Genomic DNA, 14343 nt, shown 5'->3' on the forward strand with positions numbered 1-14343 from the left:
GTTGGGCTTGTGGGCTGTTGTGAGGAGGAGCGCTTGTGCAGGCTGTGAGTGCTGATGCGTTGGCTGGTTGTTTTGTGAATGCGACGCGTCGTGAGGCGGCCGCGGCTGTCCCGCCGTTTCCTTTGGCTGAGTATCACTGGGAGACGATGGAGTTTTTGGGGTGGCGGGATCAGAAGGACCGCACGCGTGCTTATCTTGTTCTTGAGGTGGACGGGGTTTTGCGTGGTGCTGTGTTGCGTCCGACGCACACTCCTGGCGTGCATGGCGTGTGTGCTTTGTGTCGTGATGTGACTGAGTTGGCTGGGGTTCGGATGTTTTCGGCTCGTCGGGCTGGGGATGCTGGGCGTTCTGGTAATTCGGTTGCGACGTTGATCCATGAGGATTTCCGGTGTTCTGAGTATGCGCGGCGTCTACCGACCCCGATGGAGGGTGCGCTTGACCCTGAATTGTTTAGTTCTCAGCGGGTTGAGGCTTTGCGGAAGCGTTCCACCGGCTTCATGCGCCGGGTGATCGGTTAGCGCTGTGGGCGGGTTTGTCAGCGCGGTAGCTGGTTCGGTTAGCCGCGTTCTCCGTTGTCGTGGCGTTCCATCGCGGAGCGGGTTGCCGCCATGCAGACGCCGGGTGCGTAGCCTTTTCGCTGTAGGTGGCTCACGATGCGGCGCATGACTTTTTCGCGTTCTTTGCGGTCTGGTCCGTAGCGGTCTGGTGGTAGGTCGCTGTAACCGAGTCGTTTGAGCGCGAGGTTTTCTGCTTGGGCTCGGAGGTCGTCTCCGTCGAGTTGTTCGAGAGCCGCGGCGATGTGTTCTTCCGCGATGCCTTTGCGGCGTAGCTCTTGGGCTAGGCGTGCTGATGCGTAGCCTTTCGACCGGTTCCGGGATTCGACCCACGCTTGTGCGAAGGCTTCATCGTCGATGAGTCCCACTTCTTCGAAGCGGTCCATGACGTGGGTGATGGCTTCGGCGGGGAGTTCTTTTCCACGCAGGTTTTCTTCGATTTCGTGCCGCGATCGGGCGCGTGTTGAAAGCAACCTCAACGCTGTTTCGCGGCACAGGCGCTCGGCTTGTTCTGTAGTTAGTTCCGGCGTCGGTTCGGGAGTCTCAGATTCAGCATCTTCGTTGCCAGATGCCGCGTTGCGGGGTGCCGCATTCGTTTCATCATGGCGGCCGGCCGTTTCGCTAGATGTTTCCCGGCTTTGGCTTTCTTCGATGAGTTCGAGGATGTCTTCGGGCAACTCGCCGAGCATCCACTCTGGGACCTCGGCGTCCGTATTGAGCCATTCAGGTACTGGAGCGTCAGCAGCGGAAGCGTCGGATACTTGAGCATGCGTATTACCGCTCTCGTTTTCGTCGCTCTGTGTTCGACCGAATGCGGGCGCCGCGGCGCCTGTGAGCGGTTGGTGTTCGCGTTCGCGACGTTGTTCACGAAGCGCTTTGAGTTGGCGTTGCAGCTGCTGGATCGATGCCGGTTTGGTTTTGCGTTTCGAGCCTCGCCCTGGCTTCTTCGTGTCAGATGGCTTTGCAGGCGCGTTATCGCTTGAGGGTTGGTTGAGTGAGCTTGCCGGCACCAGTCCCAAGAGGTCTTGGAGGCGCTGGCGCTCGGCAAGCTTTTCGTCACTCAGTCCGGCAGGATTCTCTCCTGAGTTCCCGGACGTGTCCGGGATGGGGCTCATGCTTCAGGGACAGCCTGCAGGTTGGCGTCGTTCTCGTTACCCGCTTCCGGGTCCTCGTCGATGCCCAGCTTGATGCGGATCTGACGCTCAAGCTCATCGGCGAGGTCCGGGTTGTCCTTCAGGAAGCGACGCGCATTTTCCTTACCCTGACCGAGCTGATCGCCATCGTACGTATACCAAGCACCAGACTTCTTGACCAGGCCGTTCTCGACACCCATGTCGATCAGACCACCTTCACGTGAGATGCCTTCGCCGTAGAGGATGTCGAACTCTGCCTGCTTGAACGGAGGCGCCATCTTGTTCTTCACGATCTTGGCGCGGGTACGGTTACCCACCGGGTTAGCGCCGTCCTTGAGGGTCTCGATACGGCGTACATCAACGCGGACCGAAGCATAGAACTTCAGGGCCTTACCACCTGTGGTGGTTTCAGGGGACCCGAAGAAGACACCGATCTTTTCACGCAGCTGGTTAATGAAGATCGCGGTCGTCTTGGTCTGTGCGAGGCGACCGGTGATCTTACGCAAAGCCTGGGACATCAGACGCGCCTGCAGACCAACGTGAGAGTCACCCATTTCACCTTCGATTTCCGCACGCGGAACGAGTGCTGCAACCGAGTCGATCACGACGATGTCGATCGTGCCGGAAGACACAAGCATGTCCATGATCTCGAGCGCCTGCTCACCCGTGTCCGGCTGCGCAACCAAGAGCGCATCCGTGTCTACACCAATCTTGGCGGCGTACACCGGATCAAGCGCGTGCTCGGCGTCGATGAACGCCGCGATACCGCCGTTGCGCTGCGCGTTAGCGACAGCGTGAAGTGCAACGGTCGTCTTACCCGAGGATTCCGGGCCGTAAATCTCAACGACGCGGCCACGCGGCAAACCACCGATGCCCAACGCCGCATCGAGCGCAATCGAGCTAGTAGAGATCGTCTCAATAGGCGCCTTAGTTTCATCACCAAGGCGCATCACGGCACCCTTGCCGAACTGACGGTCAATCTGCGCGAGGGCCTGATTCAGTGCCTTCTCACGATCCTGTGCTGCCATCTTTAGTCCTCTCGGATCTATAACGTTGCCTGCCGAATCCATCCGCCAGCCAACTGTGTGCTTGGGAAGCTCAAAGCGTGTGCTTGGGAAGCTAGTTATACGTTGTGTAACTGTTTTTAGCGTAGGACGGGGGTCTGACAGTTTGCTCCGGAACAACCCAAACTGTGCATAACTTCCGCCCGCAGTACGACTGTGGATACCGTGAACCAGAATAACCGATTTCGAACACACATTCGAATAATGGCTCGCGTGTCCCAAAAACTTCGCCTGGCACACGGGCGCTTCAGGACCATCAACCCGCACTGTGACGAACACACCTGTCAACGGGCCATGAGAAAATCCGGATATGCGTTTGAGCGATTTCCAACGGATGATCACAGAAGAGTTCGGCGAAGCCGCCGGAGAACACCTCATGCTCACGATGGCACTGACCGAATGCGACGGCCTCACTGCAACTGAAGCTCTCGATGCCGGCTTCGAGCCAAAAACTGTGTGGCTCGCTTTGTGCCGCGCAAAGGACGTACCGGAATCACGATGGCTCGGCCGCGACCTCCCGCTACGCGACACCCCGTGGAATGGCTAGCGACGTGGAACGGCTAGCACTCCGGCGCGGCCGAAACCTTCGATATCTAGAAAACGACTGAGGGCGGATCCACACGAGATCCGCCCTCAGTCGTCAATATAAGTTTTATTAGACCGCAGCACCTTTACGCCGAGGCCTCTTTAGGCAGATGCAACGGTACCGAAGTCTTCCGGCAGAGAATCTGGAACAGACACGCCACCGTGTTCGTAGAACTCGGCAGGGATCGTATCTGGGACGGAGCTGCCGTCAATCAGGCCCTCCATGAGGGCGATACGCTGCGTCACTTCACGCAGAACAACAGCGAGCGGAACCTCAAGGGCCGCTGCGATCGATGCCAGAAGCTCGCTCGATGCTTCCTTCTGGCCGCGCTCTACCTCAGACAAGTAGCCGAGGGAAACTCGCGCCAAGTGCGACACCTCGCGAAGAGTACGGCCCTGTTGCTGACGGATCTGACGAAGAACCTCGCCAATCTCCTGTCGCAACACAACAGGACGGCGAATGGCTTCAGCCTTCTTCGCAGAATTGTCTTCCACGCCCGCCCAGCGGGTGATTCCGTTTACTTGGGTGGGCTGTCGGTTCATGGAAATCTCGCTTCTCCTTGCGAATTGCGTATCTTCAATCATGCAAACCGTTCACGCGATGGGCTGTGCCTTCAAAAGCATCTGCCTTCACAGCATGTGCCTTCACATGAACTGTTCGAAAGAAGATCGGACATTAAGCGTAACCAGGATCATCCCGCGTTTGTTCCCGAAGCGCTCAATCATCAGGAAGTTTTCAGGAATCCGCGAGGATCTGTTCACCAAGCGCCACCACCGCGTCCACCGTGGCTTGCCGCACTTCAGCCCGGCTGCCAGCCAGCTGCAACAGCTCATGTCCCCGCGCACGCACCTGAGTCCCGGCCTTGTCGAAAACAGCCCAACCGATATATGCCGTGCCCGCCGGATGCCCGCCGTGCGGTTCAGGCCCAGCCACGCCAGTCGTCGACACCCCGATCCGCGCCCCGCACGCCCGCGCGGCACCGATCGCCATCTGCTCCGCTACCTCCGGATGCACCGGCCCATGACGCTCCAAAAGACCCGCGTCCACGCCCAAAACGTCACGCTTGACGCTCATCTGATACGCCACGATCCCGCCCTGCAGAACAGCGGAAGCACCAGGGACATCGGCGATGTGGCTCGCAACCATCCCGGCAGTTAGCGACTCACCCGTGGCGATAGTCAGCCCCGCGCGCTCGAGCCCGCGCACCAGCGGCGTTGCGTCCCGCATCGTCGTCACCTTCCTCGCTGATCGGAGCTCACGCTCAGGCTCTACCGCTCCCTGTTCCTGTACAGCGTCACAGCCTGCCGCACGTAATCGATCGCGGACCACAACGTCAACGCAGCCGCAATCAGCATGACCACAAAACCGGCCCACCACACGCCGTGCACAAAATGAGCGGTCGGTAGCAGCAAGATAAACGTGCCGAGCATCTGCGCGACCGTCTTGATCTTGCCGCCCGGGCTCGCGGCGATCACGCCGTATTTGATGACCCAGAACCGCATCACGGTCACGCCGATTTCACGCACGAGGATGATCGCGGTGATCCACCACGTCAGGTCGCCCAGAACGCTCAGGCTAATCAGCGACACCGCCATGAGCAGCTTGTCCGCGATCGGATCGGCGATCTTCCCGAAGTCCGTCACGAGGTTCAGGCCACGGGCAAGCGCGCCATCGAGCCAGTCGGTGATCGTCGCAAGCACAAAGACCACGACCGCCCACCAACGCCACGCGCCGTACTCCGCGGCGTCCAGAACGATGAACACCACGAACACCGGGATCAGCAGGATCCGCATCCCAGTGAGGATGTTCGCGATGTTCCAGCTCGAAACCTGCTTTGGTTCCGCGCTCGCCCCGGTTACCGTCCTGTCAGCGACCATGCGTCTTCGGACTCCTCGTCGTCATCGTCGTGCCACGTGTCTTCAGCGTAACCGGAGCTGGGGCCGGCAACGGAACCGGAAACAGCGCCCGATGCGGTGCTCTCCCCCGCCTCGGATGCATCGGTTGGCTGGTGGTTATAGGTGGCTTCGTCGGCTAGCGCTTGCTGCTGGGCGTCCGGGGTTTCCGGTGCAGGGGTTCCGTTGATCGCGGCGATGACCTGCGGCAGGTCTTCCGGCTTGACCAGCACATCGCGGGCCTTCGAACCTTCGGATGGGCCGACCACGCCGCGGGATTCCATGAGGTCCATGAGGCGGCCCGCTTTCGCGAAGCCGATGCGCAGCTTGCGCTGCAACATCGAGGTTGAGCCGAACTGGGAGGTCACCACGAGCTCGACTGCGCGCAGCAGGTCTTCGAGGTCGTCGCCGATGTCGGCGTCGATTTCACGCTGCGGCGCATCCGGAACAACGTCGTCGCGGTAGTGCGCGGTGAGCTGTCCCTTGACGTGCTCAACGACGCGGTGGATCTCTGATTCGGTGACCCACGCACCCTGAACGCGGATCGGCTTGGACTTACCCATCGGCAAGAACAGAGCGTCACCCTGGCCGAGCAGCTTCTCTGCACCCGGCTGGTCCAGGACCACGCGGGAGTCGGTAACGGACGAGGTCGCGAAGGCCATGCGCGAAGGCACGTTGGCCTTGATGAGGCCCGTCACGACATCGACGGATGGGCGCTGGGTAGCCAGCACGAGGTGGATACCAGCGGCGCGCGCGAGCTGCGTAATGCGGACGATCGAATCTTCAACATCGCGCGGCGCAACCATCATGAGGTCCGCGAGCTCGTCGACAATCACCAGCAGGTATGGGTACGGCTTGATGACCCGCTTGGATCCCGGTGGCGGCGTCACCTTGCCGGCACGCACCGCCTTATTGAAGTCATCGACGTGCTTGAACCCGAAGTTCGCGAGGTCGTCGTAGCGGGTGTCCATTTCCTTCACAACCCACTGCAGTGCCTCGGCGGCCTTCTTAGGGTTCGTGATGATCGGGGTGATCAGGTGTGGAACGCCTTCGTACGCGGTCAGCTCAACGCGCTTAGGGTCAACCAACACAAGCCGCACATCGTCCGGGGTTGCCCGCATGAGCAGGGACACGATGAGCGAGTTGATGAACGAGGACTTACCCGCACCGGTCGCACCAGCAACCAGCATGTGCGGCATCTTCGCCATGTTCGCAACAACGAATCCGCCTTCAACGTCTTTACCGACGCCCATAACCATCGGGTGGTCGGTGCGGCGTGCAGCGTTGGAACGCAGAACGTCACCGAGGGAGACAACTTCCTTGTCGGTGTTCGGGATCTCGATGCCGATCGCGGACTTACCCGGGATCGGCGAAAGGATGCGCACATCGGAGGACGCAACCGCGTAAGAGATGTTCTTCGCAAGGTTCGTGACGCGCTCAACCTTGGTGCCGGGCGCGAGCTCGATCTCGTAGCGGGTCACCGTTGGGCCACGCGAGAAGCCGGTGACTTCCGCATCGACCTTGAATTCGCGCAGGGTCTCCTGCAACGCGGCAACGACCTTGTCGTTGGCTTCTGAGCGTTCCTTGGCCGGCGGGCCAGGTGGCAGGTATTCGCTCGGCGGGAGTGTGTAGGTGACGTCGCCTGAGAGCTCGAGCTGTTCGCTTCGCTGCGGGAGTGGCTCTGGCATGGGCCGCTCAGGTTTCGCGGTCGGCGCTACTCCAGAACCTGCTACTCCAGCGCCCGATGCTGCACCGGCTTCCGCTGCATCCTCACCGTTGGCGAGGGCGCTGGTCATGTCGATGGCCTGCGTATGCGCGTCAGGTTCGCCACGGTTGATGACCGTGGTTGCGTCAAAATCAGTGGTTGCGTCGAGGTCAGTGGTTGCGTTGGCGTCCTCATCATCCGATGGGGTTCCGGCGCCTCCGTGTTCGTCGACGTTGTAGACCCCGGCTTCGCGCATGAGTTTTTCGCGGCGTTTTTCTTCGCGGGTCGGGCGGCGAACGCCGGGCGGCGGGGTGGCTTCCTCTGGTGCCGCATCGCTTGCGTCAGCGGAGCTGTGGCCGTGGATGTCATCGTCGATGACAGGGCTCTCATAGGCCTCACTCGAACCAGCCGGTTCCAGCATCTCTTCGTCAGTTTCGGCGTCTTTGTTGCGCCCGAACAGCGACTTGCGAGCCTTCTTAGCCTTCGGCTTGTTGCTCTTCTCTTTTTCGCGGCGTTCGGAGTCGTAGAGGTACGACTGATCGTGACCATCGCGGTCGCCGCTGATGTCGCCTTCTTCAGGCTCTTCCTTCCCGACCATCAGCAGCCGGTAGAGGCTTACCAAACGTTCCGGAACCTTCGTGACCGGGGTGCCCGTGATGATGAGCAGCGACAAGATACCCACGAGGCACAGCACGATGATCGCGCCGCCTTCCGTGAGCAACGCGGCGAGTGGTTCGCCAGCAAACCAGCCGACCCATCCCCCGCTAGCCAACAGGTCTTTGAACGGGCCATCAAGCGGTGGGCGTCCCGTCGCAACGTGCGCGATGCCGGCTCCGGTGATCAGGGCGAGGACGAATCCGATGCTGATGCGGCCGTTGACGGCATGGTCAGTGGGTCGGCGGAACAGACGCACCGCCGAAATAAACAGAACGACCGGCAACGCTACCGCCATGACGCCGAAAAGACCGCCAACAGCGGAATGCGTGAACGTACCGAATACCGGAACCGAACGCAGGCCCCACCATTCAACGAGCGCAACGATCAGCGCGATGACGAGCCATGTGAGGGCCTTGCCGTCACGCCGTGTTCCTGGCTCCAACTTCACCGGTGTCCCGAGTTGTCGGACACCAGCGCCAATGATCCCGCCGAGGCTCGACCAGGCGCGTTGGATGGCACGGAGTGGTGCAGGAATCTCGCTGGATTCCTGGATCAGTTCCGTGGATTCTGTGTTGCCGGAGCGCTTGCTTCCACTTTTTGAAGACGCGGAAGAACGCTGCGATCCGGGGGAAGTACGGCTCGCCATAGGTTCCAGGATACGCCGCGAGCCCGTTGAGACCGGCAACCAACACTGTTACCGGCCCCAACGGGCTCGCAAACATTAATGCGTGTTCGGGCGCTTATGCCACCCTCTAGCCGCGGCTAGACCTCGACAACCACCGGAACGATCATCGGGCGGCGGCGCAGCTTGCGGCCAACCCACGAGCCGATCACGCGGCGCACAACCTGCTGAAGCTGGTGCTGGGTGTGGTCTGGCTTATCGCGCATCGCTTCTTCGAGTGCGGATGCGATCTTCGGCTTGATGACTTCGAACGTTTTCGCGGTTTCGGCGACACCACGCACCACGATGTCTGGGCCCTGGATGATGCGCTGAGTCTTGCGGTCAACCACGGTGATGACGGAGACGAAACCTTCTTTAGACAGGACCATGCGGTCTTTGAGGTCGTCTTCGGTGACCATACCCACGTGGCTTCCGTCCACGTAGACATAGTTGACGTCGAGCTGGCCCACGATGCTCGGGACACCCTCGGTGATGTCCACGACGGTTCCGTTGTTGGCAAGCAACAGGTTCTCTACAGGCACACCGGTCGCGTGAGCGAGCTTCGCGTTCGCAAGCTGGTGCTTCGGCTCGCCGTGGACAGGCATGACGTGGCGCGGCTGAACGACGTTGTAGACCGTGAGCAGCTCGCCTGCGTATGCGTGGCCGGAGACGTGAACGTTGGCGTTGCCCTTGTGGATCACGTTGATCCCGCGGTACTGCAGGGCGTTCATGAGCCGGAATCCCGAGGTCTCGTTACCTGGAATCAGAGACGACGCGAGGATCACCGTGTCGCCGGAGTCCAGCGAAATCTTGTGGTCGCCGCTGGCCATGCGGGACAGCGCGGCCATCGGCTCGCCCTGGGAACCTGTGCACATCAGCACGATCTGGTGGTCTGGGATCTTGTCGACGTTCTTGAAGTCGACGAGCATCCCCTCAGGGATGTCAAGGTAGCCCAGCTTGGAGGCGATCGTCATGTTACGCACCATCGAACGGCCCACGAGGCAGATCTTGCGGCCGGCTTTCGCGGCCGCGTTGACGACCTGCTGCACGCGGTGGACGTGCGATGCGAAGGACGCCACGATCACACGCTGTTCAGCCTTGGCGATGGCGTCGTCCAGAACAGGCTGGATGTTGCGTTCCGTTGGGGTGTGGCCCGGGACTTCGGCGTTTGTCGAGTCAGGGACCATCAGGTCCACGCCTTCTTCGCCCCAACGGCCGAAGGCACGCAGGTCGGTCACGCGGCCATCGAGCGGGAGCGGATCCATCTTGAAGTCGCCGGTCTGGAACACGTTGCCAGCCTTGGTGCGCACCAGAACTGCCATCGAGTCCGGGATCGAGTGGTTCACGGCCGCGAACTCGACCTCAAATGGCCCGAGCTGTTCAACATCGCCTTCGCGAACCTGCAACGTGAACGGCTTGATCCGGTGCTCCTGCAGTTTCGCCTCAACGAGCGCGAGCGTGAGCTGCGATGCAACGAGCGGGATGTCCTGCTTGAGGCGCAACAGGTATGGCACGGCACCGATGTGGTCTTCGTGGCCGTGCGTGATGACCACGGCGACAACGTCGTCGAGGCGGTCCTCGATGTGGGACATATCCGGAAGGATCAGGTCCACGCCTGGCTGTTCTTCTTCGGGGAAGAGCACGCCACAGTCAACGATGAGCAGCTTGCCGTCCATTTCGTAGACGGTCATGTTGCGGCCCACTTCGCCTACGCCGCCGAGCGGGTAGACGCGAAGTGTTCCGTTGGCTAGTTGTGGCGGTGCTGATACCCGCCGGTCGACGTCGAACGCGATGGTCGGTGTTTCAGTCATCCTTGTGGTGCGCCTTTCTATAGATGTAGGCCGCCCTCCGCGAGGTCTGCGAGTACGGGGGCGAGCTCAGCGTCCGTCGGCTCCACGAGTGGGAGGCGAACGTGAGCGGTCGGCAGGACACCCTGCCGCTGAAGAATTGTTTTCGACGCCACGGCTCCTTGGAGGTGGCTCATGACGGCACGCTGGAGCGGGTCGATGTCCGCGTGGGCTTTGCGGGCGGTTGCGAGGTCGCCGTTGGCTACCGCGTCGATCATGGTGCGGTATTGCGGCGCGGCGATGTGCGCGGTGACGGATACGAGGCCGATCGCGCCGATCGCGAGCAGCGGGAGGGTCAGGCCGTCTTCACCGGAGTAGATGTCGAGGTCGGTTTGCGCGATGACCTTGGTGGTTTCCATGAGGTCGCCCTTGGCGTCCTTAAGGGCCACGATGTTGGGGTGCTTGGACAGGGCAACGATCGTTTCGGTCTCGATCGGCTTCACGGAGCGACCTGGGATGTCGTAGAGCATCACGGGCAGGTCGACGGCGTCGGCGATCGCCTCGAAGTGGGCTTGGATGCCGGCTTGGGATGGCTTGTTGTAGTACGGGGTTACGAGCAGCAGGCCGTCGACGCCCGCTTCTTTCGCCATGCGGGAGAGGTTGATCGAGTGGCGGGTGTCGTTGGTTCCGCTACCTGCCACAACGGCTGCGCGGTCCCCTACTTCCTCGACGACCGCTTTGAACATTGCGACGTTTTCTTCGTCGGTCAGCGTTGAGGTCTCGCCGGTGGTTCCGGTCACGACCAGGCCGTCACAGCCGTCGTCAACGAGCTTTCGTGCCAGGGCGCGCGCAGCGTCGAGGTCAAGCTCACCGGCGGCGGTGAACGGGGTCACCATTGCGGTCAGCAGTGTTCCGAAGCGTGGACGATCAGTGTGTAGTGCCATGGTTCCCAGGTTACCTGCCTGTTCCGTTTCGAGCTTGTTTGCGAAGCGATATGGCGGTTCTCATGGAATCGCGGGCTCGCCGGCGGTCACCTGCCGCGTCGTACGCGAGGGCGAGCCGGTGCCAGGACTGCCATTTTTCCGGGTGTTCTTCGGCTTCTGCAGCGTATTTTTTGAAGTCTTCGTCGGCTGCTTCTTTGACGATGCGTCCCGACGGCATACGTGGGAGGTCATCGTGCGGTAGCAGACCTTGTTCTTCGAGTTCTTTAGCCATGGCTTCGGTGGTTGCGCCGAACGTGATTTCGCGGATCAGGATCCACACGCCGATGAGCGGAACCACAAGGATCGCGGCACCCAGCCCGATCGCGATGGGCTGGCCGGTCTGCCACAACCTCAGCACGGAACCGAAGAACGCGATGAGATAGATGACGTAGACGGCCAGGATGATGCCGGTGAAAATTTTTGCTTTCATGCTGAGCTAGCGCTTCCTTGTGTGCCGCGGACTATCTAGGCCCCGAACTATTTAGGCCCCGAGGTCGAGGTAGCCTTCGAGCCCGTGGGTCAGGCCGGGGCGTTGCGCGACGGTGCGCAGGCCGAGCAGGACTCCGGACATGAAGGAGACGCGGTCGAAGGAGTCGTGGCGGATGGTCAGCATTTCGCCAACCGAACCGAGCAGAACTTCTTGATGCGCGACGAGCCCGCGGAGGCGGACCGCATGCACGTTGACGCCGTCGATCACGGCGCCGCGTGAGCCGTCCGGGTCGGTTTCGGTTGCGTCAGGGCTCGGCGCTGTTCCGGCCTCAGCGCGCGCTTCGGCGATCATGCGCGCGGTGCGGTCGGCGGTTCCTGAAGGCGCATCGACCTTGTCCGGGTGATGCATCTCGATGACTTCGACCGATTCGAAGTACGGTGCCGCCTGTGCCGCGAACTGCGCGGCGAGCACGGCTCCGAGCGCGAAGTTCGGCGCGATCAGAACACCAACATCGGGCTTGGCTTCAAGCTGTTCACGCACCGAGGCGAGGCGCTCCTCGTCCCAGCCGGTCGCGCCTACTACAGCGTGGATGCCGTGCTCGATAGCGAACGCGACGTTGTCCGCCGTGGCCGACGGGACGGAGAGGTCCACCATGTGAGTAGCCCCCGCATCGACCATTGCTTCGAGCGAGTCACCTCGCCCGATCTGCGCGACCACCTCCATGTCTTCCGCATTGCCGACGGCAGAGACGGCTTGAGATCCCATGCGTCCGCGCGCGCCGATGATCGCGACGCGGATGGGCGGGGTGGTCTGCGGGTTAGTCACGGTGTGCTGCTCCAGTGTGTTGGTTTAGGCAGTGTGTTCTTTAAGCGGGGCGTGGTGGTCTAGACCGTTACGCTGCGGTCGAATGCGTCGATCGAGAAGTCGTCACGCAGGATGCGTTCAGCCCAAGCTTTAGCCGAGTGCAGCGAGTGGTCCTTGAAGTTACCGCACGAGATTTCCGTGGTGCCTGGCACGTCGTCCCATTCGACGGTGTCGCGGATCGCTTCAAGCGCTGACTTGAGCGCGCGAGCGACGTCTTCGTTGCTTGGGGTTCCCCACGTGATGAGGTGGAATCCGGTACGGCAACCGAACGGTGAGCAGTCGATGATGCCGTCGAGGCGGGTACGCAGAAGGCCCGCAAGAAGGTGCTCGATGGTGTGCAGGCCCGCGGTGTCGATGGCCTCTTCATTAGGTTGCAGCAGGCGCAGGTCAAAGTTGGAGATGGTTCCGTTGCCGTCCGGGCCATGTTCGACCGCGATCAAGCGAACGTAGGGGGCCTTGACTGCGGTGTGGTCGAGCTCGAAACTTTCGACGTTAGCCATGTTCTTTTCAGCCACGATTCCTCCTGAAACGGGTATACGCCCGCGGCGTTGAACCCCTAATGCGTTGATGTGCCCTTAACGTTACCGGTTGGCGTTGCCGCGAGGCCCGGCGCCGTAACCTTTATTCGCCGATGTAGGCCTTAGGCGCGAGGATCACCGCGGTGCGGGGCTGGGCGGCCAAGCGCGCGGCAAGCGCCTTGATGTCGTCGCGGGTTACGGCACGCAGTTTCTCGAGGGTTTCTTCGAGGGTCACATAGTGGCCGGTCATGAGCTCAGCGCCTGCGAGGCGAGACATGCGTGGACCGTGGTCTTCGCCTGTCAAGACGGACTGTCCGGCGAGCGACCCGACGGCCCAGTCGAGTTCGTCTTCGGTGATGCCTTGAGCCGCGATGAGGTCGAATTGCTCCCCCAGGACCTCGAGTGTGGTTTCGGCGTCCTCGGGCGCGCATCCGGCGTAGAGGGAGAAGAACCCGGTGTCCGAATAGCCGGCGGTCATCGCGAATGTCGAGTACGCGAGTCCGCGGCGTTCGCGTACTTCCTGGAAGAGTCGCGAGGACATTCCGCCGCCCAGAACAGTCGAGAGGATCGAGAGCGCAAAGCGGTTCTCCGAATCCGTTGGCAGGCCTGGAACACCCAGGAACACTTGGGCTTGCTCGATGTCTTTGTAGATGCGGAATACGCCGGCCTGGGAGCCCGGCATCGCGCGCAACTCCTCGACAGGCTCCGGAATACCGTCTGGGGTCCCGAGAGCCTGCGCATCCATCGTGACACCGTACGTCGCGGTCCGCCGAGGCATCGGGGTCCGTTCCGTATCCAAGTCCCAACCGCCGGCCTTAAGCGCCTCCGTGGCCATCCGGACCACATCGTCGTGGTCTACAGCGCCAGCGGCCGTGATGACCAGCGTTTCCGGGGCGTAGTACTTGTCGTAGTGGTCGCGGAACTCTTCGACCTTGAGTTCGCGGATCTCGGCGCGTGTGCCACCCACCGGGCGGGCCAGAGGATGCTCACCGAAGATGAGGCGAGAGAACTGTTCGTGAGCCATCGAGAGCGGATCGTCCGCGTCCATCGCGAGCTCATCGAGGATCACGCCGCGTTCCCGCTCGGCTTCCTCGTGATCGAGCAGCGGCTGGGTCACCATGTCAGAGATGACCTCGATCGCCATCGGCAAATCCTCACCCAAAACGCGGGCGTGATAGCACGTGGTTTCCTTGGTGGTCGCGGCGTTCGCTTCCCCACCCACGCGATCAAACGCGAGCGAGATGTCGAGAGCGGAACGCGTCGGGGTTCCCTTGAACAGCAAGTGCTCCAAGAAGTGCGTTGAACCGTACTGGCCCTCCGCCTCATCCCGGGAGCCGACTCCAACCCAGAAACCCACCGATGCCGAAAGCGCGGCCGGCATGTGTTCCGTCAAGATCCTCACACCCGACGGCAAAACAGTGCGGCGGACGATCGAACCGTCCTCATCCTGACGCAGCGTCTGCTCAAGACGCTCCGGGGACGGCACCAACGGCAAATCAATGGGCACAA

General features: G+C 61.5%; 14 protein-coding genes. 2 read left to right on the forward strand and 12 right to left on the reverse strand.

Annotated features, from left to right (window positions below; genetic code table 11):
• Window positions 1-35 precede the first annotated feature (35 nt).
• The gene (locus CAY35_RS06155) at window positions 36-518 is read left to right on the forward strand and encodes an FBP domain-containing protein (protein ID WP_109303792.1); all 483 of its coding nucleotides are present in this window, start codon (window positions 36-38) and stop codon (window positions 516-518) included.
• Window positions 519-556: 38 nt separating this feature from the next.
• Here the strand turns inward: CAY35_RS06155 and CAY35_RS06160 are convergent, their stop codons facing one another.
• Entirely contained in the window at window positions 557-1669 is a 1113-nt protein-coding gene (locus tag CAY35_RS06160) for a regulatory protein RecX (protein ID WP_109303793.1), read from the reverse strand.
• On the reverse strand, window positions 1666-2715 hold the full coding sequence (gene recA, locus CAY35_RS06165) for a recombinase RecA (protein WP_101630726.1): 1050 nt from the start codon (window positions 2713-2715) through the stop codon (window positions 1666-1668). Before recA ends, CAY35_RS06160 begins: the two co-directional genes overlap by 4 nt.
• Before the next feature lie 346 nt (window positions 2716-3061).
• Between recA and CAY35_RS06170 the strand changes: the two genes are divergently transcribed.
• Window positions 3062-3298: a DUF3046 domain-containing protein gene (locus CAY35_RS06170; protein ID WP_109303794.1), complete on the forward strand. Its 237-nt coding sequence runs from the start codon at window positions 3062-3064 to the stop codon at window positions 3296-3298.
• Window positions 3299-3438: 140 nt separating this feature from the next.
• Here the strand turns inward: CAY35_RS06170 and CAY35_RS06175 are convergent, their stop codons facing one another.
• From CAY35_RS06175 to CAY35_RS06220, 10 genes are all read right to left on the reverse strand, one after another.
• Complete coding sequence (locus CAY35_RS06175; RefSeq protein WP_109303795.1) at window positions 3439-3879, reverse strand: helix-turn-helix domain-containing protein; 441 nt, start codon at window positions 3877-3879, stop codon at window positions 3439-3441.
• A 193-nt stretch (window positions 3880-4072) separates the two neighbouring features.
• Complete coding sequence (locus CAY35_RS06180) at window positions 4073-4564, reverse strand: CinA family protein (protein ID WP_109303796.1); 492 nt, start codon at window positions 4562-4564, stop codon at window positions 4073-4075.
• 41 nt (window positions 4565-4605) lie between these two features.
• Window positions 4606-5214 (reverse strand): CDP-diacylglycerol--glycerol-3-phosphate 3-phosphatidyltransferase, encoded by a 609-nt coding sequence (pgsA, locus tag CAY35_RS06185; RefSeq protein WP_109303797.1) that lies wholly within the window; start codon window positions 5212-5214, stop codon window positions 4606-4608.
• Entirely contained in the window at window positions 5193-8237 is a 3045-nt protein-coding gene (locus tag CAY35_RS06190; protein WP_109303798.1) for a DNA translocase FtsK, read from the reverse strand. Before CAY35_RS06190 ends, pgsA begins: the two co-directional genes overlap by 22 nt.
• Before the next feature lie 116 nt (window positions 8238-8353).
• Window positions 8354-10063: a ribonuclease J gene (locus tag CAY35_RS06195; RefSeq protein WP_109303799.1), complete on the reverse strand. Its 1710-nt coding sequence runs from the start codon at window positions 10061-10063 to the stop codon at window positions 8354-8356.
• 17 nt (window positions 10064-10080) lie between these two features.
• Window positions 10081-10983 (reverse strand): 4-hydroxy-tetrahydrodipicolinate synthase, encoded by a 903-nt coding sequence (gene dapA / locus CAY35_RS06200; RefSeq protein WP_109303800.1) that lies wholly within the window; start codon window positions 10981-10983, stop codon window positions 10081-10083.
• A gap of 10 nt (window positions 10984-10993) precedes the next feature.
• Window positions 10994-11452, reverse strand: coding sequence for a hypothetical protein (locus CAY35_RS06205; RefSeq protein ID WP_109303801.1), 459 nt, complete (start codon window positions 11450-11452; stop codon window positions 10994-10996).
• Between the two features lie 51 nt (window positions 11453-11503).
• Window positions 11504-12277, reverse strand: a complete 774-nt coding sequence (gene dapB, locus CAY35_RS06210; protein ID WP_258265667.1) for a 4-hydroxy-tetrahydrodipicolinate reductase — start codon at window positions 12275-12277, stop codon at window positions 11504-11506.
• Between the two features lie 59 nt (window positions 12278-12336).
• Window positions 12337-12831 (reverse strand): S-ribosylhomocysteine lyase, encoded by a 495-nt coding sequence (locus CAY35_RS06215; RefSeq protein ID WP_350223350.1) that lies wholly within the window; start codon window positions 12829-12831, stop codon window positions 12337-12339.
• Between the two features lie 106 nt (window positions 12832-12937).
• The gene (locus CAY35_RS06220) at window positions 12938-14329 is read right to left on the reverse strand and encodes a M16 family metallopeptidase (RefSeq protein WP_109303868.1); all 1392 of its coding nucleotides are present in this window, start codon (window positions 14327-14329) and stop codon (window positions 12938-12940) included.
• Between the last annotated feature and the right edge of the window lie 14 nt (window positions 14330-14343).

The organism is Pseudoglutamicibacter cumminsii (assembly GCF_003143995.1).
In the GTDB taxonomy this organism is placed as follows: domain Bacteria; phylum Actinomycetota; class Actinomycetes; order Actinomycetales; family Micrococcaceae; genus Pseudoglutamicibacter; species Pseudoglutamicibacter cumminsii_B.